The 26259-nt window shown below is 59.4% G+C and carries 17 protein-coding genes and 1 pseudogene; 16 read left to right on the top strand and 2 right to left on the bottom strand.

Features of this window, described 5'->3' with window-relative positions:
* Window positions 1–6: 6 nt before the first annotated feature.
* From motD to M3A44_10685, 6 genes are all read left to right on the top strand, one after another.
* A complete protein-coding gene (gene motD / locus M3A44_10710) occupies window positions 7–1062 on the top strand; it encodes a flagellar motor protein MotD (protein MEQ6342097.1) in 1056 nt (351 codons plus the stop codon).
* The gene (locus M3A44_10705; protein ID MEQ6342096.1) at window positions 1059–1868 is read left to right on the top strand and encodes a ParA family protein; all 810 of its coding nucleotides are present in this window, start codon (window positions 1059–1061) and stop codon (window positions 1866–1868) included. The genes motD and M3A44_10705 overlap by 4 nt, the downstream gene beginning before the upstream one ends.
* Window positions 1865–2548 carry a chemotaxis protein CheW gene (locus tag M3A44_10700; protein MEQ6342095.1) on the top strand — a complete coding sequence of 228 codons (684 nt, stop codon included), beginning with the start codon at window positions 1865–1867 and terminating at the stop codon, window positions 2546–2548. Before M3A44_10705 ends, M3A44_10700 begins: the two co-directional genes overlap by 4 nt.
* A 90-nt stretch (window positions 2549–2638) precedes the next feature.
* Window positions 2639–3115: a chemotaxis protein CheW gene (locus M3A44_10695; GenBank protein MEQ6342094.1), complete on the top strand. Its 477-nt coding sequence runs from the start codon at window positions 2639–2641 to the stop codon at window positions 3113–3115.
* A gap of 31 nt (window positions 3116–3146) precedes the next feature.
* Window positions 3147–3329 carry a hypothetical protein gene (locus tag M3A44_10690; protein ID MEQ6342093.1) on the top strand — a complete coding sequence of 61 codons (183 nt, stop codon included), beginning with the start codon at window positions 3147–3149 and terminating at the stop codon, window positions 3327–3329.
* A 57-nt stretch (window positions 3330–3386) separates the two neighbouring features.
* The gene (locus M3A44_10685; GenBank protein MEQ6342092.1) at window positions 3387–3767 is read left to right on the top strand and encodes a DUF2802 domain-containing protein; all 381 of its coding nucleotides are present in this window, start codon (window positions 3387–3389) and stop codon (window positions 3765–3767) included.
* A gap of 153 nt (window positions 3768–3920) precedes the next feature.
* On the opposite strand, the gene M3A44_10680 is transcribed toward M3A44_10685, so the two are convergent.
* Both M3A44_10680 and ettA read right to left on the bottom strand, forming a co-directional pair.
* On the bottom strand, window positions 3921–4925 hold the full coding sequence (locus tag M3A44_10680; protein ID MEQ6342091.1) for a sodium:calcium antiporter: 1005 nt from the start codon (window positions 4923–4925) through the stop codon (window positions 3921–3923).
* A gap of 168 nt (window positions 4926–5093) precedes the next feature.
* Complete coding sequence (gene ettA / locus M3A44_10675; protein MEQ6342090.1) at window positions 5094–6761, bottom strand: energy-dependent translational throttle protein EttA; 1668 nt, start codon at window positions 6759–6761, stop codon at window positions 5094–5096.
* Window positions 6762–6929: 168 nt separating this feature from the next.
* On the opposite strand from ettA, the gene M3A44_10670 reads away from it, so the two are divergent.
* The 10 genes and pseudogenes from M3A44_10670 (at window position 6930) to M3A44_10625 (ending at window position 26215) form a co-directional block, all read left to right on the top strand.
* A complete protein-coding gene (locus M3A44_10670; GenBank protein ID MEQ6342089.1) occupies window positions 6930–7772 on the top strand; it encodes a DUF6502 family protein in 843 nt (280 codons plus the stop codon).
* On the top strand, window positions 7769–9016 hold the full coding sequence (locus tag M3A44_10665) for a DUF5666 domain-containing protein (GenBank protein ID MEQ6342088.1): 1248 nt from the start codon (window positions 7769–7771) through the stop codon (window positions 9014–9016). Before M3A44_10670 ends, M3A44_10665 begins: the two co-directional genes overlap by 4 nt.
* 352 nt (window positions 9017–9368) lie before the next feature.
* Entirely contained in the window at window positions 9369–12332 is a 2964-nt protein-coding gene (locus tag M3A44_10660; GenBank protein ID MEQ6342087.1) for a tetratricopeptide repeat protein, read from the top strand.
* Window positions 12329–13174 (top strand): caspase family protein, encoded by an 846-nt coding sequence (locus M3A44_10655; protein ID MEQ6342086.1) that lies wholly within the window; start codon window positions 12329–12331, stop codon window positions 13172–13174. Before M3A44_10660 ends, M3A44_10655 begins: the two co-directional genes overlap by 4 nt.
* Before the next feature lie 86 nt (window positions 13175–13260).
* On the top strand, window positions 13261–18927 hold the full coding sequence (locus tag M3A44_10650; protein ID MEQ6342085.1) for a CHAT domain-containing protein: 5667 nt from the start codon (window positions 13261–13263) through the stop codon (window positions 18925–18927).
* Between the two features lie 216 nt (window positions 18928–19143).
* The gene (locus M3A44_10645) at window positions 19144–21060 is read left to right on the top strand and encodes a DUF4062 domain-containing protein (GenBank protein MEQ6342084.1); all 1917 of its coding nucleotides are present in this window, start codon (window positions 19144–19146) and stop codon (window positions 21058–21060) included.
* Window positions 21053–21418: pseudogene (locus tag M3A44_10640) on the top strand (tetratricopeptide repeat protein). Before M3A44_10645 ends, M3A44_10640 begins: the two are co-directional and overlap by 8 nt.
* Window positions 21419–21451: 33 nt before the next feature.
* A complete protein-coding gene (locus M3A44_10635; GenBank protein MEQ6342083.1) occupies window positions 21452–21988 on the top strand; it encodes a tetratricopeptide repeat protein in 537 nt (178 codons plus the stop codon).
* 252 nt (window positions 21989–22240) lie between these two features.
* Entirely contained in the window at window positions 22241–24229 is a 1989-nt protein-coding gene (locus M3A44_10630; protein MEQ6342082.1) for a DUF4071 domain-containing protein, read from the top strand.
* A 27-nt stretch (window positions 24230–24256) separates the two neighbouring features.
* Entirely contained in the window at window positions 24257–26215 is a 1959-nt protein-coding gene (locus M3A44_10625; GenBank protein ID MEQ6342081.1) for a DUF4062 domain-containing protein, read from the top strand.
* The last annotated feature ends 44 nt before the right edge of the window (window positions 26216–26259 follow it).

Genomic DNA, 26259 nt, shown 5'->3' with positions numbered 1-26259 from the left:
ATTTATATGGCAAGGAAGAAAAAACATGAGGAACACGAAAATCACGAGAGATGGTTGGTTTCTTATGCTGATTTCATCACGCTGCTTTTTGCATTCTTTGTCGTCATGTACTCAATATCCTCTGTGAATGAGGGAAAGTACCGCGTATTGTCTGATTCAATGGTTGCGGCATTCAGGGCTGCCCCGAAAAGTATTGAACCTGTTCAAGTGGGGAGGGAGGCTAAATCCCCGCGTGATACGACACTGGAGCAAAGAACGGACCCAAATGTTATCCGTAGACCCCCGATGCCTATCCCGCGCAAGACGATGGACCAACAGGATAAAATTAACAGTGAGCGTGCCAGTTCCCCGGCCGCATTAAAAGCCATTGCCGATAAGATTGAGCGGGCGATGGCAGGCCTTATTGTCAAGAATATGGTCTCTATCCGGCGAAGTGATTTTTGGCTTGAAGTTGAGATCAACACCAACATTTTGTTTCCAAGTGGCGTTTCCCGTTTACAAGAACAAGCCATACCTACATTAAGTGAAATTGCAAAGATATTGCGAGATTTCCCGAACCCGATCAGGGTTGAGGGGTTTACCGATAATCTCCCTATCAACACATTAGCCTTCCCGTCAAACTGGGAACTGTCTGCCGCACGTTCCGCGAGTGTCGTCCACGTATTTATGGATTCAGGTGTCAGTCCTGAGAGAATGTCTGCTGTTGGTTATGGAGAGTATAGGCCTGTTGCGGACAACTCAACGGAGGATGGTCGAAACAAAAACAGGAAGGTCGTTATTGTGATACTGAATGATGAATCTTCCGGGCGAGTTTACGATAGAAGAAAATTATCATCAGGAGATGGCAGTGATTCCTTAACAACGCGTGAAGTCGCGCCCCAGATTCCATCAGGGAAGCATGATGCACCAAACAAGAACCCACATGAGCCGGTTGATGTTACAGGGAAGGAGGTAACAGACAGGGGCTCTTTCACTGTGATAGATCATCCTGTTAAAAGTTCATCAACAACCACCGGCGCACAACCGAGTGATGCCCGTTTGAGTCAAGGAGGCGCGAAATGAAAGTATGGGCGGTGGCGAATCAGAAGGGTGGTGTTGGTAAAACAACGACAACAATTACTCTTGCCGGATTATTGTCGTTGCGTGGCTATAGAACATTGATGATTGATATGGATCCGCATGGTTCCCTGACATCCTATTCCGGATATGATCCTGATACGATTGAAGACAGTGTTTATTCCCTGTTCCAGAATCCTGATGTAATGATCGCGTCCGTGATAAAACGGACAAAATTTGATCGTCTCTTTCTATTGCCGTCGTCTACCGCAATTGCAACCCTTGACCGCCAGCTTGGAGCGCAGGGAGGTATGGGGTTGATATTGTCACGCACGTTAAAGCGTATCAGCTCACGGTTTGATTATGTGCTGATTGATTGTCCGCCTATGTTGGGTGTTCTGATGGTGAATGCGTTGGCCGCATGCGATCACCTTGTTATCCCTGTGCAAACTGAGTTTTTGGCATTGAAGGGTCTGGAGCGTATGATGCGTACATTAAAAATGATTATGCGGTCACGCAACATTCCTGTTCCTCATACCATTTTACCTACAATGTTTGACCGTAGGACCCGCGCGTCTCAACAGAGTCTACAGTTTCTCCAGGAGCGTTATTCCGTTGAATTATCTGAGGCCATTATTCCCATTGACACCCAATTTCGTGAGGCAAGCCGCGCAGGGCTGCCATTACCCATGATGGCGCCGGATGCGCGAGGTGTCGGCGCCTATACTTCTTTGTTGGACAGTCTTATGGGACATAATCCAACGGGAGTAGTGGTGCGAGAACAGGCGCTACGCATGGTGGGGTCGTTATGAATAATCCGATGAAAAAAGGACGTTTAGCGGTTGTTCTCGAACAAGACACAGCCCTTACGGTCTATCTTGATGCCCTGTTGCAGGACGTCCCGGATTTTGAGCCAGATGTATCTTCTACATACAGTCTCCCGGCGGTTTTGTCCTCAGCGGATATTGTTATTGCGGAGCAGAGTGGAAGCATTGCGCCGGATCAACCCGATCAGGAACAAGTGCAACTGGAAAGCGGTGACTTCCCGGTGTGGGCATCCCCAACTTTTAAGGGTCTCTTGTTTAAAGTGGATGGGGTAGCTCTGGTGGCCCCCTTGAGCAGGTTGAGCAGTATTGTCGATGGGGTTGATTCCATTGCGGCTGTGCCTGGATATTCAAAACGGCTTTTGGGATTGCTTCCTTATCGTGGAGCCAATGTCAAAATAATTGACATTGGCTATTTAATGGCGCCTGAAAACCGTCACCCACATGCTGAGATTGTTGAAAAAAAAACCTCCCGGCGTGTTGTGCTGGTTGATGATGCATCATGGGGGTTTATCTGCGATGAGGTCATTCAGGCGCTCACTCTGGACCGCAAAAAAGTGCGCTGGCGCGCAGATAGCACGCACCGCCCCTGGATGGTAGGGACTGTGATTGAACACATGTGTGTGTTGCTTGACGTGGATAAATTTTCTCAGGAATTGGTTGGTTAGCTTGCGGGTTGTTGATACTTATTTGTTGGGCATGATTAATGCTTGCGGGTTAAGTGCGGCGTTCCAGATTAACATATGGGGAATGATTTAATGAGGCAAGCTGAACAAACTGAAAGTGACGCTATTTCGCAATGGGTTACGTTTCGCCTAGAGGGTGAAATGTACGGAGTGAATGTCTTGCAGGTGCAGGAAGTCCTTCGCGTCAACGAAATCGCGCCTGTACCGGGGGCATCTGATAGTGTTCTTGGTATTATCAATTTACGTGGTAATGTAGTGACAGTGATGGATACCCGCAGGCGCTTTGGTTTAAGGCCCAAGGAATTGGATGACTCCAGCCGCATTGTGATTATTGAGGTTATGGAGAATGTGATAGGTATCCTCGTTGACAGCGTGGCGGAGGTCGTTTACCTGCGCACATCGGAGATTGAGGCTGCGCCAAATATCGGTAATGAGGAAAGCTCGCGTTATATTCAGGGTGTTTCCAATCGCGGCGACCAATTGCTGATACTTGTCGATCTTAATAAATTGTTGAGCGACGAAGAGTGGAAGGATATGTCGATGGTCTGATGCGGCAGACCGTCTGTCAGGAGGCTCGGCGATGGCCAAGGTAGGTGATGTCAATCCGTTGTATCCTGTCTGGCCAACACGGCCTGTGGAGAAGGTCGATCCCAGGAAGCACCCGACTGATCGCCCCTCTGATCGTTCAGGCCGCGACAGGAAAATGCCTGATGAAAAAGAAAAGGATGAGGGTCATCCCCCTTACATTGATGACTATGCGTAGTCCTTTCTATTGCTTTAAAGCCCTGTCCCCGCGCATCCCCGCGCGAGCTGATTTGCCATGAACAGTGACGTGACGATTCTGATTTTGGCTGGTGTGTTGGCATTGATCATGCAGATTCCCGTATGGTTAAAAATACGTCGCCTGGATCTGCGCATTAAGCAGCGTGACGCCGAGGTGCTGATACTGCAAGATGATTTGCGTGCCTTATGTGCCGGGGCGGCGGGGGTTGGTGGGAATGTGGAACGTATGGAACAGCAATTGCGCCGACTGGCCGAACGACAGGACCAAGTGGATTTGCGCGATCCTGCTGCACAAACTTATGGACATGCCATTCGACTTGTTCAGAAAGGCGCCAGTGTTGACGAACTGATGTCATCCTGTGGTCTGGTGAGAGGTGAGGCGGAGTTGCTGATGAGGTTGCATCGACTTAGCTCGTGAAGCCAATCAATGTAGGGTACGCCGTATAGTGGACTCCCCAGTCAAGACATTCGGCTATACCGTTCAGCACGGCTGAAATCATAAATGAAGAAAAAATCATCTCCCGCCTTGCGGGAGATGAGGTGAAAATACGCGGTTGAATTGGAAATGGAGTTAACTCAACGCAATCGCCAGATAGGTAATATATAAACTGCCATTGACCAGCACATGCCAGACCTTTAGCTGTCCTCGCGTGACCATGAGGCGTAGCCATAGCGCGCCTAAAAATGCGATCACGATGCCTGCCAGCACTTCCGGGCGCGGTGACCAGGGGGTGAGCATGATACCGATGGCCGGCAGCAGCGTCCCTTGAAAGACCATGGCGCCAGTAATGTTGCCGAAGGCCATGGTGTCTTTGTGGCGGCGAATCCAGAGGATGCTGTTGAATTTTTCCGGCAGCTCAGTGGCGATGGGGATAATCATCAGTGACAGCATCAGGGCTGATATGCCGAGGATAGTCGAAGCCTCTTCCACGCCGCTGATGAAGCCCTTGGCGCCCGCGACTAACAGGCCCAGGCCCATGCCAAGTTGCAGCACGATGGTGGTCATGTTGGTGGGCAGGCCGATGCGGCTGAGAAGCATGGGTGAGTGGGCCTCGGTAGCGTGGCCGTCCTCTACCAGTTTTGCAGAGGCGCGCAAGGTCATCATGATGTAGACAAAGTAGGTCAGCACCAGCGACACGCCGATAAAGGCGCGCAGATAATTCATGTCGTGTGGAATGTACATCGCAATCGCGGCCAGCGCGAACGCGAACAGGAAAAAGTCCAGGTCGCGTTTAAAGCCGGTTCTTTCCGGTGTGAAATGCCCGCTAATGCCGCGTTTGCGGAAGGTGAAGAACGCCAGTAATGAAACGGACAGCGTAGCCAGCATCAGCGGCGCGCCGAGGATTGCGCCCACACCGATTTCCTCATTCACGTGTTGATTGTCGGTGCCTGCGAAAATGGCCAACAGCGGCACCATGGTCTCCGGCATTGCAGTGCCAACGGCAGCAAATAATGAACCGGTGACGCCCTCGGAAATTTTCAATTTTTCGCCTAGGTGTTCCAGCGCATTGGTGAATATTTCGGCGGCAATCAGTATGACGATGAGCATCAAAAACAGCGTTACAAATACACTCATTAAAAATTCTTCCTCAATAATATTTGTTGATCGTTATCCGGAAACGGTGGTTTTTCCCCAGCATTTTTCTGCAGGGAGGGATGAGTGCTTTATATTCCCTCACCCCAACCCACTCTCGCAGGGCGGGAGTGGGGGTAGTTGCAACCGTTGAATTGAATTGGGATTGAATTATCCTGTCAGTTTCTTATACTTGATACGCTGCGGCTGATCGGCGGCGATGCCAAGGCGGCGGTGTCTGTCGGCCTCGTAATCGGCATAATTGCCCTCGAACCACACGGTCTGGCTGTCGCCCTCGAAGGCGAGGATGTGTGTTGCGACGCGATCCAGGAACCAGCGGTCATGGGAGATGACCACGGCGCAGCCGGGGAACTCCAGCAGCGCATCTTCCAGGGCGCGCAGGGTTTCCACGTCGAGGTCGTTGGTCGGCTCATCGAGCAGCAGTACATTGCCGCCGCTTTTGAGCAGTTTTGCGAGATGGATGCGGTTGCGCTCGCCGCCGGAGAGATCCTTGACCAGTTTTTGCTGGTCGGTGCCTTTGAAGTTGAAGCGTCCCAGGTAGGCGCGCGACGGCATTTCGAATTTGCCGACAGTGATCACGTCCAACCCGTCCGAGATCTCTTCCCAGGCGGTCTTGCTGCCATTGAGCGTGTCACGCGACTGATCCACATAGGCTAAATGCACGGTGTCGCCGATACGCAGTTCACCCGCGTCGGGCTTTTCCTGGCCGGTCATCATGCGGAACAGGGTGGTCTTGCCGGCACCGTTGGGGCCGATAATGCCGACGATGCCGCCGCGTGGCAGGTTGAAGCTGAGGTTGTCGATGAGCAGGCGGTCACCGAAGGCCTTGCGCAGGCCCTGGGCCTCTATCACCAGATCACCCAGGCGTGGCCCTGGCGGGATATACAGCTCCTTGGTCTCGTTGCGTTTCTGGTATTCCTGCGAGGCCATTTCCTCGTAACGGGCCAGGCGCGCCTTGCTCTTGGCGTGGCGTCCCTTGGCATTGCTGCGCACCCATTCCAGCTCGTCTTTCATGGCGCGCTGGCGGGCGGATTCCTGTTTCTCTTCGACCTCCAGACGTTGTTCTTTCTGCTCCAGCCAGGAGGAATAATTACCCTCCCAGGGTATGCCATGGCCGCGGTCGAGCTCCAGTATCCAGCCCGCGACGTTATCCAGGAAGTAGCGGTCGTGAGTGATGGCGACCACGGTGCCGGGGTATTCCTGGAGAAAACGCTCCAGCCAAGCCACTGATTCGGCGTCCAGGTGGTTAGTGGGCTCGTCGAGCAGCAGCATGTCGGGGGACGATAACAGCAGCTTGCACAGGGCGACACGGCGCCGCTCACCGCCGGACAGCTTGGTGACATCGGCATCCCACGGAGGCAGGCGCAGTGCGTCGGCGGCCACTTCGAGTGTGCGGTCCAGATTGTGTCCATCGGCAACCTGAATGAGCGCCTCCAGCTCGGCTTGTTCCTTGGCCAGGGCGTCGAAGTCGGCTTCGGGCTCGGCGTAGGCGGCATAGACCGCGCTCAGTCGGTCAAGCGCATCCTTGACGGGCTGTATGGCCTCTTCCACATTGCCACGCACATCCTTGGCGGAATTGAGTTGCGGTTCTTGCGGCAGATAACCGATGCGGATGCCCGGTTGGGGACGGGCTTCGCCCAGGTGCTCTTTATCCACGCCTGCCATGATGCGCAGCAGGGTGGACTTTCCCGAGCCGTTCAGGCCCAGTACGCCGATCTTGGCGCCAGGGAAAAACGACAGGGATATGTCTTTTAGGATTTCGCGTTTGGGTGGCACGACCTTGCCGACGCGGTTCATGGTATAGATGTATTGGGCCATATACGTAACTTCCGGGGGTTGCGGCAGAGAGGTTTGCCAGTCTGTATGCAAATGAGGGATTATACCAGTCAATCGCTGATAGAGAAGGTGTGTGTTTAGCCGTTCGCGGGTTAGAAGTTAACGTAAAAAAACTTGACAAACAAAATAAATGGGAATAAGTTCCCAATCATGCCAAACAGAAAATTTACCAAAACTCTTTCTTCCGCCGTCGCCAGGTTGTTGCGCCCGTTGGTGCGCATCCTGCTGCGCAATGGTGTGCCCTATGGCGTGTTTGAGGATATTGCGCGCTGGGTGTATGCGGACGTCGCGTTGCGCGAGTTCAGTATAGCAGGCCGTAAGCAGTCCGTGTCACGGGCGGCGGTGATTACAGGCTTGTCGCGCAAGGAAATTACGCGATTGCAGGAGCTGGGCGCTCCCTATGATGATGCCGCTGAAGAGCGCTATAACCGTGCTGCACGGGTGATCAGTGGCTGGGTGCGGGAAGCGCGCTTTGCCGACAAGCAGGGCAACCCCGCCGATCTTCCCTTGAGTGGCGAGGGAGCGACGTTTGAAGGGCTGGTCAAAGAGTTCAGCCGCGATGTCCCCGCGCGCGCCATGCTCGACGAGCTGGTTCGTGTCGGCACAGTCGAACGTCTCGATGATGACCGTATCCGGCTGCTCAACCGTGCTTATCTACCCCAAACCGATGACATTGCCAGGCTCGAAATACTGGGCACCGACGTGCGATTGCTCATTGCCACCATTGACCACAATCTCCGCCACACTGCCGATGAGCGTTTATTTCAGCGTAAGGTGGCCTACGACAATCTGCCGGAAAATATTCTGCCGCAGTTGCGCGCGCTGAGTGCTACGCGCGCGCAGGCATTGCTGGAGGAGCTGGATCGTTATCTCGCCGGGCATGACCGTGATGTGAACCCCTCCGCCAGCGGGACGGGGCGCAAAAATGCGGGCGTTGGTATTTATTATTTTGAAGAAGATTTTGATGCGTCGTCAGAAGGAGAACTAAAATGAAAGCCGGATTATTTGGTAGGGGTCTGTTGGTGTCTTTCATCCTATCGGGGCTGGTCTCCTGTGGCGGTGGTGCAGGAGGGGGACTCGCGGGCGGCGGAATCGGCGGCACGGGCATGAGCCAGGGGCCGGTAACCGGGTTTGGCAGTGTGTTTGTCAACGGTATCGAATTTGCCACCGAAGGGGCGGAGATTGAGGTGGAGGGCCAGACCGGCGTCACGCAGGCCAAACTGGGCGTCGGCATGGTGGTGCGCGTGGAGTGGGAGAAAGACGCCAGCGGCAAGTTCATCGCGAAGCGTATCAAGTATGCCGATGATGTGCAGGGGCCGGTGGCGGGCATTATTCCAGCGACGACAGGTACGGGTGGCACCTTCACCGTGCTGGGGCAGACTATCAAGGTGGATGCCCTGACGGTGTTTTCGGGAACAACGGGGTTTGCTGGATTGGCTGGAGGCCAGATCGTCGAAGTGAGCGGGTTGCGCGACGCCAACGGGGATATTCGCGCCACGCGTGTTGAGGTTAAGACGGGGACTACCGAAGTCGAGTTGAAGGGCGTTGTCAGCAGCCTCGGCAACCCATCTGGGACATTCAGCATAGGCGCAACTACTGTGAATTACATCAGCCTTCCCGGCGGTGTGATTAACGGCGTGTGTGTGGAAGTCAAAGGCACGGCAAGCGGCGCTGTGATCACGGCAACCAGTATCGAGTTCGATGACAGTTGTTCGTTGGGCGGCACCAAGAATGGCGAAGAGGTCGAAATCGAAGGCTTTGTTACGGGCCTGTCCGGTGATACTTTCAGCGTCAATGGCGTGGCGGTGAGCGTCGCCAGTCTGCCCAGTTCCGGCTACGAGAATGGTACCAATGCCAACCTGGTTAATAACGTCAGGGTCGAGGTGGAAGGTAAGATCACCAATGGCGTGCTGATAGCGCAGAAGGTGAAATTCAAGCTAGGCGGCGACGATGGTGCGAGTGGTGGTGGCAGCGGTGGTGATGGCAGTGGCGGCGGGATTGTTTTCGGTGAGATCAAGGGTCAGGTCACCTCGGTCACGTCCCCCAATACCCTCTCCATATTCGATGGCGCGAAGACAGTGATAGTCACCGTTAACAACGACACCCTGTTCGAAGACGGCATCCAGCGCAACCTGGGAAATGTCACCACATCGAATTTCCTGAAGATCAACTTCTACACAAAAGACGGTACGAGCACGAACATCGCCACCAAGGTCGAGCGAGAGGGTGACGACTGATCGCGCCAGTCCGTAGCGGGAACGAGAAAAAAGGGGCCTTCGGGTCCCTTTTTTTATTGCCGGGTAAATTATGTGTGAATATATTCCTGAGCCAACATTCGAACATAAGCATGCAGTGCATGATCGCTGGCCACGCATTATGAGTGGCTAAATGGCAGGATAAGCCGAGCCAACAGTAATAATCAGGCCGCTGATTTCCGCGACACCTTCTCGTTTCAGATGACTATCCGTTTTTAAGATTGTTGTGTGGCTCGATGTAAGCCCTTGTCAGAAGTGCGTCTATCCGTTGTAATAGGTCAAGGCGCTGCTGAGTCGACGGCGGAGCAACGGGAGGGGTTCAGGGAATGAGGGGATGACCGAATACGACGTGTTTATCAGCTACCGCCGCCTCGACATGCCACGCGTGGACTTGCTCGTAGAGGCCTTGCGCGCGCAGGGGCTCAGCGTTTGGCTCGACCGTGCCGACATCGCGGACTATGCCGCCATCACCCGCGCGATCACAGAAGGCCTCGCGCACAGCAAGGCGGTGCTCGCCTGGTACTCGAAGCACTATCCGCTCTCCCGCCCCTGCCAATGGGAGCTCACCGCTGCCTACCTGGCCGCGCAGCAAGCCGGTGATCCACGCCAGCGGGTGCTTATCGTCAATCCCGAAACCAGCCCGGACCACATTGCCCTGCCTGAGCTGAAAGATCAGCAATACCTCAGCGCACCTGCCATGGATGATCGCGTCGGCTATGACGACCTCGCCAAGCGCATCGCAGCGCAAGTGCAGGGGCTGACGGGCACCCTCGGTGATATCCGCCCGCTTGTTATCCCCTCCTGGTTTCCCTACACCGCCACCGGCTCGGCGCGTTTTGTCGGGCGGTTGCGGCACATGTGGCAGATGCACGATCAACTCTGGTGCGGCCAGACCGTCATCGGCCAGCTCAAACTGGGCACGGCCTTGGCGCAGCTCGTGGGTGGCGGTGGCATGGGCAAGTCGCTGCTGGCGGAGGAGTACGCCTTGCGTTATGGCGCCGCGTATCCCGGTGGTGTGTTCTGGCTCAGTGCGCGCACCGCTGGCGAAAATGGCGTTACGGCAGATACGCTCAACCAACAGCGCGAGCAGCAGTGGCGTAACGTGGCTGCCTGGTTGGGCATAGAGATCAAGGATAAATCCCAGGTGCAGATCGAAGGGGAGTTGCACAAACATTTCGCAGACAAAAACCAGCCCTTCCTCTGGGTGATCGACGACGTGCCAGCGGATGTTCCGATACAGGATTTGCGCGGCTGGGTCGCCCCCCATGCCCATGGCAAGACCCTGCTCACCACTCGCAGCCACGAATACCAAGCGTTGGGTGGCAGGGTGGAGGTGGGCGTGCTGGCTGAGGCCGAAGCACGCAGCCTGCTCACCCAGCAACGCCCGCCCGCCGATGAAGCCGAGGCCGCCGCAGTGGCTGAGATCCTCCGCGAGCTGGGCTATCACGCCCTGGCCGTGGATGTGACGGCGGCACGCCTCAAAAGCAAACCCTATCTCGAGTTTCTCAACGATCTTCGTCATCCAGACAAAGATGCCTTGGAGTTGGCGAAGCACTTCTCTGGCCAGTTGCCCAACGGTCACGAAGCCAGCATCGCCACTATGCTGCTGCAGAGCATCGCCGCCGTGAGCGAAGAGACGCGCAACTTTCTGCGCCTGGCCGCTGTGCTGGCCATCGCGCCCATCCCCAGGCGCCTAGTCGCTCGGGTATTTGCAGTTGCCGATGGCTTGAGTGATTCGGATGCGCTAGACCGCGCCGACCTCGCCCTGCACGAGGCCCAGGAACAATCCCTGGCTGAGGCCACCGGCGATACCGATTTCTCGGTGACTGTGCATGTCCTGGTAACCCGCACGATGCGTTTTCACGGTGCTAACTCCGATCGCAGTATCGCCCTGTGCGTGGCTGCCAAGCGGGCGCTCACGGACGAACTTGCCGAGCACGCCGACGATATTCGTAACCATGCGGCGCTGGCGCACTGGATTGAGCATGCCAGCAGCCTCGTTGTGGGCACGTATGACGATCTTGCGACTATTGAGCTTTGCACTTGGGTTGCGCGTTATGACCCCGTGCGCAGGGAGCGTGCCGCCGCCCGTGCGTTTCTGGGAATGGTGCTGACGGGCACCCGTGCGCTTGAGGAAGGGGTGTTGGAGGTTAACCGCCGGGTGCTGGGCGAGGAACACCCGGACACGCTGGCGAGCATGAACAGCCTGGCCAGCACACTTTGGAACCAGGGCGATCTGGAGGGTGCCCGTACGCTTGAGGAAGAGGTGTTGGAGGTTAGCCGCCGGGTGCTGGGCGAGGAACACCCGGACACGCTGGCGAGCATGAGCAACCTGGCCATCACACTTTTCAACCAGGGTGATCTGGAGGGCGCCCGTGTGCTTGAGGAAGAGATGTTGGCGGTTGGCCGCCGGGTGCTGGGCGGGGAACACCCGGACACGCTGGCGAGCATGAGCAACCTGGTCAGCACACTTTTCAACCAGGGTAATCTGATGGGCGCCCGTGTGCTTGAGGAAGAGGTATTGGCGGTTAGCCGCCGGGTGCTGGGCGAGGAACACCCGGACACGCTGGTGAGCATGAGCAACCTGGCCACCATACTTTTCAACCAGGGTGATCTGGCGGGTGCTTGTGCGCTTGGGGAAGAGGTGCTGGAGGTTAGCCACAGGGTGTTGGGCGAGGAAGGCCCTGGCACGCTGGCGAGCATGAGCAACCTGGCCAGCATACTTTTCAACCAGGGTGATCTGGCGGGTGCTCGTGCACTTGAGGAAAAGGTGCTGGTGGTTCGCTGCCGAGTGCTGGGCGAGGAGCACCCAGACACACTGATCAGCATGAACAATCTGGCCAGCACACGCGGGAACCAGGGCGACTTGGCGGGTGCCCGTGCGCTTCAGGGAAAGGTGTTGGCAGTTCTCAGCCGGATGCTGGGCGAGGAGCATCCAAACACACTGACCAGCATGAATAACCTGGCCCTCACACTTAGGGATCAGGGTGACCTGGCGGGCGCCCGTGTGCTTGAAGAAAAGGTGCTGGAGGTTCGTCGCCGGGTGCTGGGCGAGAAGCACCCGGATACAACGGCCGCGGCGTGGAATCATTTACTGACGTTGAGGCAGGCAGGTCTGCACGATCAGGCCGCTCTCCTGGCACATGAGCATCTCGCCTGGCTGATGGACAGTGCCCCCGAAACCCTCAGCGCAAATCAGCGCCAAATACGAGATAGTCTTGGAGAAATAGCGACAGAGGAAATTACAGTATCACAAACCGACTCACCCACAACCACCCAACTAAGGAACAAGCCATGACCAAACGCGCAGTGTTAATCGGCATCAATCGTTACAGTATCCCCGGCGCGGATCTGCGGGGCTGTGTCAATGACGTGAAGAACATGAAAGGTGTACTCACCAAGTATTACGGTTTCAAGGCGGGCGACATCGCTGTGCTTACCGATTTGGCGGCGACCAAGAAGGCGATGCAGGCGGCCATCGTCGATTTGGTGAGTAAGGCGCGCGCGGGTGATGTGGTGTTGTTGCATTACTCCGGTCACGGCGCCAACGTGCCGGACGATGATGGCGACGAGGCCGATCACCGTGACGAGATCCTGTGCCCGACGGATCTCGACTGGAAGGACCCGCTCAGGGACGACTGGTTGCGAACTACCTTCGACAAGCTGCGCGCGGGCGTGAGCCTGACCGTCATCATGGACTGTTGCCACTCAGGCACCAACACCCGTGCCTTCCTGCCGCCGGACGCGCCGATAATCCCGCGTTATCTGCCCAATCCCTGGGACATGATGGCCGAGGAGTCCGGTCGCAAACTGCGTGGCAAGTTGCGTGGTGAACTGCGTGCCTCCCCACGGGCGAAACGCAAAAAGAGCGATGTGGTAGTGGCTGATATCCCCGAGCTGCTCGTCACCGGCTGCCGTGATACCCAGACTTCGGCCGACGCCTATATCGGCAACAGTTATAACGGCGCGTTGACCTACAATCTCGTTGCAGCAATCAACGAAGCCAAGGGTAAACTCAGCTATCGCGAGCTGCACAGCAAGACACTGGCCAACCTCAAGCAGGGCGATTATGACCAGACCCCGCAACTCGAAGGGCGCAAGGATCAGTTCGATCGGCCGTTCCTCACGCCCATGCCATGAGCAATGGCTGAAAGCTCGCCGAGTGGCCGCGCGGGCAGGGGGGTACAACAATAACGCGCCTGAGGCGCACAGAGGGAGAGGACGCAATGACCATCCAACTCATCATCCCGGGGCGAGACGAGCCACTGGAGCCCTTTCGCGTGGGGCTGCGCGGCACAGCGGAGGTGCCACCCACCACCGACCTGCTGAACAACATCGAGGTGGTGCATGCCTTTGACCTCTCCCCACCGGCCCGAGCGGCGGCCAAAGGCGCGCCAGCCCGGGTGGTGGAGGTGGAGGATGATGACATCCTCGAGATTGAGGTTGAGGGCGGGTTGACCCTGTGGACCTCGGCAAAGCGATATCAGGAACGTGTGGCGCTCTGGCATCCTGAGGCTATCACCGAGCGCGGCCTGGAACTGACGGGCTTGCCGGGCCCCAGTGTTGCGGAACGCGGCGTAAAGGATTGGTTCGCCGGCGCACTGCGGGTGTTGCGCCTCAAGGGCGATGACCTCGTCGAGCAGCTAAAGGATCCCAAAAACTGGGCGGATTGTGTCAAGGATCTCGCGCTTGAGCAGGTGGAAAAGGCCGGTGCCTGGGCCACCGCCAAGCTGCTCATGTATCTGATCGAAAAACGCCTCACGCCCGCCCCCGGGCTATACCGCTGGGCCGCGGTGGACGCCGGTGCGCCGTTGGACCTCAGCCAGGCCGCATCACTGAATGCGAACGATCTGCCCAAGGACAAACCCATCCTGGTGTTCATCCATGGCACGGCCTCGCGCACCCTCGGCAGCTTCGGGGCCTTTTGTGAAGGTGATGCCAGCCAGGAATGGCGCACATTGCGGGCTACGTTCGGCGAGCATATTTATGCCTTCGAGCACCGCACCATGAGTGAGAGCCCCATCGATAATGCCGTTGCTCTCGTCGAGTGCTTGCCGGAAGGGGCGCAGATCTCTCTGGTCACCCATTCGCGTGGCGGCCAGGTGGGCGATTTGGTCTGCCTTGGCGTGCCCGATTTGGACGACGCCCATATCGATCGTTTTCAACGCCCCGCTTCGGCGCTCGGTGAGGCCGACCGACATGACAAGAAGCAGCTCAAACGCCTGCGCGACCTGTTACAACAGAAGCGTCTGCGTATGATGCGCATTGCGCGCGTGGCCTCCCCGGCGCGCGGCACGCTGCTTGCCTCAGACAACATCGACGAATTTCTTTCGCTGCTGACCAATCTCATTGGCTTCATTCCGGTAGTCGGTCAATCGCCCATTTACGAAGTCATCAAGCGCGTGACCTTGCAGGTAGTGCGGGACCGCACCGACCCGGCGCTGATTCCGGGCATCGAGGCGATGATGCCGGAGTCACCATTAGTGGCCTTGCTGAATTCTGCCGCCGCATCGGGGGGAGAACTGGGCGTGATCGCCGGCGATATCGAGGGCGGCAACTGGTTCAAGCGCATGGCCGTGTTCATCACCGACCGCTTTATCTATGAGAAGCGCGATAACGATCTCGTGGTCAACACCGACTCGATGTTCTACGGTGCGCAGCGCGCGCAGGAGTATTACATCTTCGACCAGGGGGCGGACGTCAGCCACTTCAACTATTTCAAGAACGCGCGCACGCGCATCAAGCTCGCCCAGTGGTTGCTGGCGCCTGCCGGACAGTTCCCGCAGGGATTCACAGCATTCGAGCGCGCGCATATTGAGCCGGTGCCCATGCTGCGCGCGTTACAGACCCGCGCGGGCGTGCCACAGCCGGTGGTGTTTGTGCTGCCAGGGATCATGGGGTCACAGCTAGAGCGTAAGGGCGAGTGCATCTGGCTGGATTTCCCGAATCTGATGATGGGTGGGTTAGCGAAGATCAAGGACATTCACGACAGCAACGTCAAGGCCACTGGTTTGCTGGGTGAGTACTATGACAGTCTGTGTAAGTACCTTGCTGACTCCCATGAGGTGTTGCCCTTCGCCTACGATTGGCGCAAGTCCATCCGCGAGGCCGCTGCCGACCTGGGTCAAGAGGTCGGCAAGGTGCTCGAGCGCACTTCCCAGCCGGTGCGCTTCATCGCACACGGCATGGGCGGTCTGGTGGTGCGCCGCTTCATTGCTGACCATGCGGACGTGTGGGAGCAGATCTGTGCTCATCCGGGTAGCCGTTTCGTTATGCTGGGTACGCCGAATCGCGGCTCTTATTCCATGGTCGAGACCTTGCTTGGGGCTGCATCAACTGTGCGCCAGCTTGCGTTGCTTGATCTGGCGCACGACCTCCAGGGGGTAGTGGACATCATTGGTGGTTTCCAGGGCGCATTGGAACTGCTGCCTCAGCCAGGCGAGGGCGCGGCGTTCGATTGGTACACCGAGAAGGCGTGGCAAGCGCTCAAGAAGAGCAACGAAAATGGTGGGGCCGTGCCTGCGGCAAAGTTGCTGACGGATGCACAGGATGCCGTGGCCACGCTGCCAGTGAATATCCCTCATCCTGACCGCGTGGTCTATGTGGCGGGCAGCGCACCCATGACGCCCTGTGGCGCAGACATCGACAAGTGGGACCGGATTGTCCTGTCCGCTACCGATGCAGGCGATGGGCGCGTCACGTACGAGGCAGGAAAACTCCCTGGCGTCGCGACGTGGTACATGCCCGCTGAACACGGTGAACTCGCCGATTACAAACCGGCGTTCCCGGCGCTCCTCGAGCTGCTTGAACAAGGCAAGACCACGGCCTTGCCGACCACGCCACCCAGTCTGGCGCGCGGTGAGACGATGGTGTTGCCTTATGTGCCGCAGCCAGTGCTCTATCCCACGCGCGGTGAACTCATTGCCGGGTTCATGGGCAAGCCCGTTCGCGCCTACCGGCGGCGTGAGCCGGTAAGCCTCAGCGTCTGCGTGGTGCATGGCGATCTGCGCTATGCCAGTTACCCTGTCATGGTCGGCCATTACCTCGGCGATACCATCACCGCTGCCGAGGCCCATCTGGACCGCCAACTCGGCCATGCCCTATCGCAACGTTATCAGCTTGGCGTCTATCCTGGGGCGCCGGGGACAACCGCTATCGTGCGGCGCCCGCCGAGCGAGCTGGACATGCGCCTGGGCATTCCGCGCGGCGCCATCGTGATCGGCCTCGGGCGCATGGGTGATCTAGGCACAGGTACGCTGGCAAACGCGGTGCGTGAAGGGGCATTGCAGTACGCACTGCAAACCTGTGACAACAGACCTCGCAGTGCAGATGCAACAGGCATCCAAACGATCGGCCTGAGTGCCCTGTTGATTGGGGCCAATTCGGCGGCGGCCATCACCGTGGAAGACTCGGTCGCCACCCTGATGCGTGCGGTTGCCCAGGCAAACGCAGAAATGGAACGGGCCCATATCCCTGTTCGCATTCACCGCCTCGAAATCATCGAGCTGTTCAGTGACGCGGCGACACAAGCGGCGCATGCCGCCTGCAAGCTGGCGCCCGCGATCGCCCAGTCATTGGAAGTGCATATCGACGCGCAGCCGGAGCTTGTCATTGGCCGTAACGGTCGCTTGCGGCGTTCGCAAATGCCCACGCCAGGCCAGTGGCGCCGCTGGGCAGTCACAGCAGTAGCCGCCACACATGCCAGAACGCCCCTGCCTCTATTACCCAAGGCGGTGGCCGTGCATCTCAAGGCCAGTCTTGCCGATGCCAGTCAGGTCGATCCGGCGACCTGGCGCGCCGTGCTGGACTGCGCCTTTGACGATGCGCAGAATCGCGCGGAACCACCTCGCGCCTTGCGTTACGTTGCCATTGCAGACCGGGCCCGCACCGAAGTACGCGTACAGCAACTCCAGCCCGAACTTATAGAAAAATATGTGCAACTCTCCAGGCGCGACAGTCAATTCCGCGCCGGTATCGCGCGCACCTTGTGGGAGCTGCTGCTGCCCAACGAACTCAAGGACGGTATCGGACAGATTACCCGTCTGGTGCTCGAGGTCGACGCCGAGACCGCCAACTACCCTTGGGAGCTGATGGTCGATGATGTGGAGCCGCTGTGCGTGAAACTGGGTTTCGTACGGCAACTGGAAACGGCGAATTTTCGTACCCAGATTCGCGCCGCCACCTCCAACTCGGCCTACGTCGTCGGCGATCCCGTCACCTCAGACACCATCCCGTCGTTACCGGGCGCACGCGCGGAGGCGAAGCTCGTCGCCTCCTTGCTGGCGCACAAGGGATTTGCGGTGGAGCACAACCCCGAGCGCCCCGGTGGCCTCGACGTATTCAACCGGCTCTACGCCCAGCCTTATCGTGTGCTGCATTTGGCCGGTCACGGCTACTACGAGGCCACACCGACGCTAGATGGAAAGGCACGCAGCGGCATGGTGCTGGAAGGCGGCCTGTATCTCACCGCGGTGGAAATTGCCAAGATGCGCCATGTCCCCGACCTGGTGTTTGTTAACTGCTGCCATCTCGGACAAATCGGGCCCGAGGCCAAAGACAGCCCGTCGGTCGCCTATAACAAACTCGCCGCCAGCATCTCGCGCGAGCTCATTGAAATGGGTGTGCGTGCCGTGGTTGCGGCCGGCTGGGCGGTGCGTGACGATGCGGCGAACAGTTTTGCCAAGGTCTTTTACACCGCCATGCTCGATGGCGCGACCTTCGGCGCTGCGTTGCAACAAGCACGCACCGAAACCTGGACGCAGTTCCGCGACTGCAATACCTGGGGCGCCTACCAGGCCTACGGCGATCCCGATTTCCGCCTGAATACCACTGATGACACTAGCACCACGTCTCGGGCACGGCAGTATGCGTCAGTGGAGGAGGTGCTCTATGAGTTGGGGTCGATATGGATCGAGACACAAGACCTTTCAAATGACAACATCTTTACGCCTCAGGAGATCGAAGAGAAGAAAAAGGATTTGAATGCGCGGCTCACGGCATTACAAAAAGATTGCCCGGCCGCATGGCAAACACAAGGTGCACTGCTGTACCGGTTCGCACGTGCCTACAGCGAGCTGGGCGAATTCAAAACCGCTATCGACTACTATCGGGGTGCCCTGGCTGCAGATGAGACGGATAGCGACGTAGACATCTCGGCCGCCGAACAACTTGCTAACCTCGAGGCGCGATTCGGGCAAAAAACCAATGACATTGCCATGATTCACAGTGCCATCGAGCGCCTCGGTCATCTCATCGCGTTGGGCAAGACCCGCGAGCGTCTGGCCCTGTTGGGCAGTGCCTACAAGCGTCTCGCTCAGGTCGACACTGAGAGCAAACACATGCTCAAGGCCCTGAAACAAGCAGCCCATTATTACCATGAGGCGGCCGAGACTGGTGCCCAGCTTGACCCTTATCACGCCCTCAACTGGATCACCCTCGAGGCGCTGCTGGGTCACAAGCTGCCCCATGCCGAGTCGTGGTTTACGCGCTGCGAAGCGGCCGCCGTCGAGCGTTACGCCACCTCGCGCACACTGTGGGACGCCGTCGCCTTGCCGGATGCCGACATTGCTCGCCGCCTGATGCAGGGTGGGCTGAAGGCCGACGCCGTAGATAGCATCATCGCCCGTTATCGCGAGGTGTTCACCGCTGTCCAGGCCACGCCGCGCGAACAGGACTCGGTGGTGAGCCAGTTGAAGTTTATTAGGCAGATGTTAGAAAGGCTTGGCGGTGATGGCGTTACTGTCGAAACGATCAAAGCGATTCTGAAGGGGCTGACGGGAGAGGATGAGCCGAAACCCACGGCCGCAGTCCAGGCGCTGCAGTCGAAATCGAAAGGAGGGGGTACTGGCAAGGGTGGGCGGAAGAAGCCGACTCGACAGAAGCCTGATCAATAGCTTGATCAATCATGGGACGAATCTTGTCGGGTGCCCCGCGACCACAAATGTCGTAGCATCTGAGAGAAGGAGTTGGTAGGCAAGGCGGCTAATTCGAGTAATTAGTTTCTGGGCAGGCGTGGGTAGATTGCATGACCTACCCCAATGCTTCATGTATTGTGGTGATAACCAAGCACCAATAACCGCCCCAACAAAAACAGAGGATACTCATTGATCATGAAGATCTTCCTCTCCGCCGTATCTGCACAGCTCAAGGATTGCCGCGATGCCTTGGCCAGCGACTTGCGCGCGGTAGGGGCGGAGGTGGTGGTGCAGGAGGATTTTCAGCAGCATGGCCGTTCGTTGCTGGAGAAGCTGGAGCAGTACATCGCCACCTGTGATCGGGTGATTGCGCTGGTGGGGGATGCCTACGGCTGGGAGCCGGATGAGGTGGCGCGTCCTGCCGGATTTCCGCGCCGTTCCTATTCGCAGTGGGAGTATTACCTTGCCAGGGGTGAGCGGCTCGATGGCTCGCGCCAGCCGGTGAAGGAGCTTTACCTCTATTTCGCGTCGCCCGAGTTTATCGCGGCCCATGCGGTTCAACAATCAGACGATGCCGCGCAGTTGCAGCAGGCGTTCCTCACGGAGTTGCGCAGCAGCGGCAAGGACTGGAACCCGTTCAGCTCACTCGACCAGCTGCGCGCGCTGGTGCTGCGTGACGGCTTTCGGCTACAACAGCGCGGCCCGCAGCCGCGCAATCTGCCTTATCTCACCATCGGCGATCTGTTCAAGGGGCGCGAGGCCGCGCTCGAAGACCTCACTGCAGGCTTCGGTCCCGTTCCCGCCCTCGCCCCCGTCCCAGCCCCCGTTTCAAAAAGCGCCGCCACGCCCGTCGTTGCGCGGGTAGTCAACGGCATGGGCGGCATCGGCAAGACGCGGCTGGCTTTGGAGTACGCCTGGCGGCGCGCCGACGACTATACGGCGCTGCTGTTCGTCGGCGCCGACAGCGCCGATAGCACTGGGGCGCTGCAACGCAACCTGGCGGCGCTGTGTGGGCACGCCATCCTCGACCTGCCCGAACAGCGGGAGACGGACGAAGCCAGGCAGCGCGACGCGGTAGTGGTGTGGCTGCGGCAGCACCCCGGCTGGCTGCTCATTCTCGACAACATCGATACGGAAGATGACGCTGCGGCCGTCGAAGCCCTGCTGCCGCAACTCTGCGGCGGCCACGCCCTGCTCACCAGCCGGCTCGCCAACTGGAGCGGCAGCATCGCGGCGCTGCCGCTCGGCGTGCTCTCGCCCGAGGCCGCCACAGAATTCCTGCTGGCGCGCACCGCAGCCCAGCGCCGCAAGCAGGCCGACGACCCCGCCGTGGCGCGAACCCTGGCCAAAGAACTCGGCCGCCTCGCCCTCGCCCTGGAACAGGCGGGCGCCTACATCGCCCAGCGCCGCCTCGGCTTCGCCCGCTATCTCGAAGAATGGCAGGAGCAGCGCGACAAGGTGCTGGCGTGGTTCGACCCGCGCCTGATGCAGTACCCCAAAAGTGTCGCCGTCACCTGGCAGACCTCCTTCGAGCGCCTTGGTGAGCCCGCCCGGCGGCTGTTGCAGCGCCTGGCCTGGTTGGCGCCGGAGCCGATTCCCGAATCCCTGCTTGACGTGCCCGTTCCGGAGCTCGATGCCGCCGCAGCCGATACCTTCGCCGCCTTGGCCGAGCTGGAGTCCTACTCCCTGATCACCCGCGCCGCCGACACGCCCACCTTCAGCGTCCACCGGCTGGTGCAGGAGGTCACCCGCCGCAGCCAGCGCGACGACCCGGCGCACACCGCCCTCGCCGAAGCACTGCGCTGGGTCGACGCCGCTTTCGTGGGCGATCCCCAGGACGTGCGCAACTGGCCGGTGCTCGACCCGCTGGCGCCCCATGCGCGGGCGGTCGCGGCCCACGCCGATGCGGCCGGACTCGCTGATCCCACCACCCGGCTGCTGAACCAGACCGGGCTGCTGCTCCTCGCGAAGGCCCAGTACGCCGAGGCCGAGCCGCTGACGCGCCGGGCGCTGGCCATCGACGAGGCGAGCTTCGGCGCGGATCACCCCAGGGTCGCTATCGAGCTCAACAAGCCTGGCCTCACTGCTCCAGGCTACCAACCGCCTGCCTGATGCCGAGCCACTGATGCGCCGGGCGCTGGCCATCGACGAGGCGAGCTTCGGCGCGGATCACCCCAGGGTCGCTATCGAGCTCAACAACCTGGCCTCACTGCTCCAGGCTACCAACCGCCTGCCTGATGCCGAGCCACTGATGCGCCGGGCGCTGGCCATCGACGAGGCGAGCTTCGGCGCGGATCACCCCAGGGTCGCTATCGAGCTCAACAACCTGGCCCAACTGCTCCAGGCCACCAACCGTCTGGCGGAGGCCGAGCCGCTGATGCGCCGCGCACTGGCCATCGACGAGGCGAGCTTCGGCGCGGATCACCCGAAGGTCGCCATCCGCCTCAACAACCTGGCCCTACTGCTCCAGGCCACCAACCGCCTGCCGGAGGCCGAGCCGCTGATGCGCCGGGCGCTGGCCATCGACGAGGCGAGCTTCGGCGCGGATCACCCCGATGTCGCCCGCGACCTCAACAACCTGGCCGGACTGCTCAAGGCCACCCACCGCCTGGTGGAGGCCGAGCCGCTGATGCGCCGGGCGCTGGCCATCGACGAGGCGAGCTTCGGCGCGGATCACCCCGAGGTCGCTACCGACCTCAACAACCTGGCCCAACTGCTCCAGGACACCAATCCCCTGCCTGAGGCCGAGCCGCTGATGCGCCGGGCGCTGGCCATCGACGAGGCGAGCTTCGGCGCGGATCACCCCAGCGTTGCCCGTGACCTCAATAATCTGGCCCAACTGCTCCAAGCCACCCACCGCTGGGTGGAGGCCGAGCCGCTGATGCGCCGTGCGCTGGAGGTCTTTATCGTAAGCCTGGGGACGGAGCACCCGAACTCGCTCACCGTCGCGAAGAACTACGTCGGCCTTCTGCAGGCAATGGGCAGGACGGAAGATGAAATCAAGTTGCACCTCACCGAATTGGGGGCAGCCATCCAATGAGTGACAAGCCGACGCCGCTCCGCCGGCCGCAGAATCGTGCTGCCCGTCGACGGCTGCCATGCCGGTGCATGGCGATTCGTAGGCTGCGGCGTTCAGAGAGAAGCTCAAATAAATCGCCAGACTCTAGTATGCTGCTATGATAAAAAACATTGACGAATGAATCACTATCCGCGCGGCGTTGTTGTCGATCATAGCGCCTAAGTGGAGAATGGGCTGCGCGCTAGGCGCGCCAGAAACCAAAGGGAGAGCAGGGTGAAACTGCACGCGTTTGTCGCCATGCCTTTCGGCACGAAGAAGGATAGCCAGGGCAGCGATATCGATTTCAATCGTGTCTATGCCGAGCTGATCAAGCCTGCGCTTGAGGCGGCCGGGCTGGATGTTTTTCGTGCGGATGAAGAACGGCAAGCCGGTGACATTCGCACCGACATGTTTCAGGAATTACTGATCGCCGATCTGGTGGTGGCTGACCTCACACTCGCCAATCCCAATGTCTGGTACGAACTCGGCGTGCGCCATGCGTTGCGCGCGCGCGGCGTGGTCATCGTGTGCGGCGGACAGGTCACGACCGCCTTCGACCTCTACACCGACCGCAAGCTGCGCTACAACATCAAGGACGGCGGGCCAGACCCGGCAACACTGGAGAGCGACATGCGCCAGCTTACTGCGATGGTGCAGGCGACGATGGAATCCTGGCACGGCCGCAAGGTGAGCCCGGTGTATCAACTGCTGCCCAACCTGCAGGAGCCGGACTGGAAGTCGCTGCGCATTGGCGATGTGCGCGAGTTCTGGGAGCAGCACGATGCCTGGCAAGATCGCGTCGAGTTGGCGCGCAAGGCAGGGCGTATCGGCGATGTACTGGTGCTCGCGGACGAAGCCCCCGTCGCCGCCTTTCGCGCCGAGGCCTGGATCCGGGCGGGTGAGGCCTTGCGCAAGGCCGAGCGCTTTGATTTCGCGCTGGAACAGCTCGAACGCGGACTGGAGATCGAGCCGGGCAACCTCAAGGGGTTGCAGGGGAAGGGCATCTGCCTGCAACGGCTGGCCTGTGCTGGCTGTCCCGGCCATTCGTTGGACAGGGCACGCGAACACTATCGAAACGTTTTAGACACCTACCCCACTGACCCGGAAACCTGGGCGCTGCTGGGCCGCGTCGACAAGGACGCCTGGACCGCCGCTTGGCGCCAGAGCGGCAAGACCCCGGCGCAGATGCGCGATGAGGCCGCTTACGAAGACGCCCTGCTGCGCGCCGCTATCGACAGCTACACCAAGGGCTACCGCCGCAACCCCAGCCATTACTACTCCGGCATCAACGCGCTCACGCTGATGCATCTCTATCGCCACCTCACCAATGACACCCGCTACGACAGTGAGATGTATACCATGGCCGGTGCAGTGCGCTTCGCCGCAGAGTGCGAGCCGGACGACAGTCAGCGCTTCTGGTCCCTGGCGGCCCTCGGCGATCTCGAGGTGCTGGTCGGCACGCCGGAGACGGTCAAGGAGGCCTACAAGGAAGCCATCGCCAAAAACGACAAGGACTGGTTCGCGCTCAACTCCAGCCGCGCGCAACTGCAACTGCTCAAGGACCTCGGCTTTCACCCGGAGCATGTCGACGCCGGCATCGCCACCTTCGACCGTGCCCTGCAAAAACTCACCCCACCCGAGGAGCGCTGGCAGCCGCGCCAAGTGTTCCTGTTCAGCGGCCACATGATCGACACGCCAGACCGCGCCACGCCGCGCTTTCCGGCCGACAAGGAATCCATTGCCGCGCAGAAAATCGCCGAAGCGCTGGACCAACTCGGCGCCGGCCCCGATGACCTCGCCCTCACCCAAGGCGCCTGCGGTGGCGATCTGTTGTTTACCGAGGCCTGCCAGCAGCGCGGGGTAAAAGTGCATTGGCTGCAACCGTTTCACGAACCCGATTTCATTCAGAAATCTGTGGTACGCGTCGGCGAGACCTGGCGCAACCGCTACCTCGACGCCAAGGCCAAACTCGCTGCCCCCATTCGCTCCGCGCCGGATGCACTGGGTGAGCCACCACCGCATGCCGAACCCGGCTACCCCTACGAACGCTGCAACCTCTGGCTGCTCTATACCGCACTCGCCTGCGGTGTGGACAAGGTGCGGTTCGTTTGTCTGTGGAATGGTGAAGGGGGTGACGGGCCGGGCGGGACGGCGCATATGTATAACGAGGTGAATGAACGAACGGGGCAGGTAACGTGGCTGGATACGCGGAAGCTTTGGTGAGCCACAGAAACTATCAAGGGGTTGTGAATGGCTAGAGTGTATGTCTCATCCACCTTGAAGGACCTGGAGGATGAGCGTAAGGCGGTGTTCGACTGGCTCGTGGCGGCGAATCATCAGCCGGTGCATAGCTATCGTCCAGACAGCGAGACAGTGCGTGACAGTTGCCTGGCGGATATAGACGGCTGCGACTTGTATGTGCTGATATTGGGCCACCGTTATGGGTTTCAGCCCGGCGACGGCAACCCGGACAATCTCTCGATTACACATCTGGAGTACCGTCGCGGCAAAGGCAAGCCTCACATCGCCTTGCTACGCACCAGCATTCCCGATGTCGCGCTGTCTGATATCGGCCACTCGCATCTGTTCAATTGCGTCCAGGCCTTTCGCGAGGAAGTACAGCGCGACGCCCGCCCCGCAGAATTCAGCGATATTAAAGACCTGATTCAGGCCTTGAGCACCGGGGTACAGAACGAAATTCAGAAGCTGCAAGGGGTCACATCCCAGGTCTCCCCAAACTCCCCGGAAGTGATGCAGATCATCGCTACACTGACGCGACAGCTTGATAGCAAAGATACCGAAAACACCACATTGCGTAACAGCGTTATTGAGATGAGTAATCGCGTCACTGAATTGGAAACGCAATTGCAAATGGCCGTGGCGCGCACACTGACTGCTGCTGCCCAACCCGACGCGAGCACGGCGCAGATCGCCGCCGCAGTGGCGTTGCAAGAAGGCGATACCCAACCGGCTGAAGCCCTGATGCGCGCCGAAGAACGCGCCGCAGACGAAGAAGCCCAATCACCACAAGTCACCGGTGAGGATGAAATCGCCGCTCGCCGACGCGCGGCGGCGCTCGCACGCGAACAAGGTGCACTGGCTTTTTCACACGATGTACGCGCTGCGTTAGCAGCTTATCAACGGGCGGCAGAACACGATCCCGAGGACATCGAAACCCATTTTTATGTCGGCGATCTGCACGTGGCCTTGGGTGACTTGGCGGCGGCCCGACGCAGCTATGATATTGCACAGTCAGTGGCTGAACAGCGTGTGGCATCAGACGCCGACAATGATGAGGCTCAGCGCGACCTGTCGGTGAGTCACAACAGAATTGGCGACGTACTGGTGGCGCAGGGCGACCTGGCGGCGGCGCTGGCGGCCTACCGCAACAGCCTCGCTATTGCCGAGGCGCTGGCCGCGCGCGATGCGGCCAACACGCAGTGGCAGCGCGACCTGGCGGTCGGTCACGACGGCATCGGCGATGTGCTGGTGGCGCAGGGCGGCCTGGCGGGTGCGCTGGCGGCCTACCGCAACAGCCTCGACATCCACGAGACGCTGGCCGCGCGCGATCCAGCCAACACCGAGTGGCAGCGCGACCTGTCGGTCAGCCACAACAGGATCGGCGACGTGAGGGTGGCGCAGGGCGACTTGGCGGGGGCGCTGGCAGCCTACTGCAAGAACCATGAAATTTGCGAGACGCTGGTCGCGCGCGATGCCGCCAACACCGGGTGGCAGCGCGACCTGGCGGTCGGTCACGACGGCATCGGCGATGTGCTGGTGGCACAGGGCGACCTAGCGGGGGCGCTGGCAGCCTACCGCAAGAGCCATGAAATTTGCGAGACGTTGGCCGCACTCGATGCCGCCAACACTGAGTGGCAGCGCAACCTGTCGATCAGTCACAACAAGATTGGCGACGTGCGGGTGGCGCAGGGCGATCTGGCGGGTGCGCTGGCGGCCTACCGCAACAGCCTCGACATCCGCGAAACGCTGGCCGCGCGCGATGCGGCCAATGTGCAGTGGCAAATCGATATCGTCATGTCCTGCGGGAAACTCGGTATGCACGCTGGCCTGTCGGCAGACGAGCGGCGCGGCTATCTGCGGCGTGGCCTTGATATTCAGCAAGGTTTGAAGACTCGCGGCCAACTGCCGCCCAATCAGGATTGGATCGGCTGGTTCGAGGCACAATTGCATAAACTTGATGGCGATTAATTTCCAATCACCTAAACACAGGAGAGGCCGAGGGGGCGACATTG

This window comes from Gammaproteobacteria bacterium (assembly GCA_040183005.1).
In the GTDB taxonomy this organism is placed as follows: Bacteria; Pseudomonadota; Gammaproteobacteria.
This window is presented reverse-complemented; position numbering and strand designations above follow the sequence as displayed.

What these genes read in the sequence shown, in the direction of transcription:
- motD (MEQ6342097.1), top strand. Translation starts at nt 7, where the DNA reads ATGGCAAGGAAGAAAAAACATGAGGAACACGAAAATCACGAGAGATGG.
- M3A44_10705 (MEQ6342096.1), top strand. Translation starts at nt 1,059, where the DNA reads ATGAAAGTATGGGCGGTGGCGAATCAGAAGGGTGGTGTTGGTAAAACA.
- M3A44_10700 (MEQ6342095.1), top strand. Translation starts at nt 1,865, where the DNA reads ATGAATAATCCGATGAAAAAAGGACGTTTAGCGGTTGTTCTCGAACAA.
- M3A44_10695 (MEQ6342094.1), top strand. Translation starts at nt 2,639, where the DNA reads ATGAGGCAAGCTGAACAAACTGAAAGTGACGCTATTTCGCAATGGGTT.
- M3A44_10690 (MEQ6342093.1), top strand. Translation starts at nt 3,147, where the DNA reads ATGGCCAAGGTAGGTGATGTCAATCCGTTGTATCCTGTCTGGCCAACA.
- M3A44_10685 (MEQ6342092.1), top strand. Translation starts at nt 3,387, where the DNA reads ATGAACAGTGACGTGACGATTCTGATTTTGGCTGGTGTGTTGGCATTG.
- M3A44_10680 (MEQ6342091.1), bottom strand. Translation starts at nt 4,925, where the DNA reads ATGAGTGTATTTGTAACGCTGTTTTTGATGCTCATCGTCATACTGATT.
- ettA (MEQ6342090.1), bottom strand. Translation starts at nt 6,761, where the DNA reads ATGGCCCAATACATCTATACCATGAACCGCGTCGGCAAGGTCGTGCCA.
- M3A44_10670 (MEQ6342089.1), top strand. Translation starts at nt 6,930, where the DNA reads ATGCCAAACAGAAAATTTACCAAAACTCTTTCTTCCGCCGTCGCCAGG.
- M3A44_10665 (MEQ6342088.1), top strand. Translation starts at nt 7,769, where the DNA reads ATGAAAGCCGGATTATTTGGTAGGGGTCTGTTGGTGTCTTTCATCCTA.
- M3A44_10660 (MEQ6342087.1), top strand. Translation starts at nt 9,369, where the DNA reads ATGACCGAATACGACGTGTTTATCAGCTACCGCCGCCTCGACATGCCA.
- M3A44_10655 (MEQ6342086.1), top strand. Translation starts at nt 12,329, where the DNA reads ATGACCAAACGCGCAGTGTTAATCGGCATCAATCGTTACAGTATCCCC.
- M3A44_10650 (MEQ6342085.1), top strand. Translation starts at nt 13,261, where the DNA reads ATGACCATCCAACTCATCATCCCGGGGCGAGACGAGCCACTGGAGCCC.
- M3A44_10645 (MEQ6342084.1), top strand. Translation starts at nt 19,144, where the DNA reads ATGAAGATCTTCCTCTCCGCCGTATCTGCACAGCTCAAGGATTGCCGC.
- M3A44_10635 (MEQ6342083.1), top strand. Translation starts at nt 21,452, where the DNA reads ATGCGCCGGGCGCTGGCCATCGACGAGGCGAGCTTCGGCGCGGATCAC.
- M3A44_10625 (MEQ6342081.1), top strand. Translation starts at nt 24,257, where the DNA reads ATGGCTAGAGTGTATGTCTCATCCACCTTGAAGGACCTGGAGGATGAG.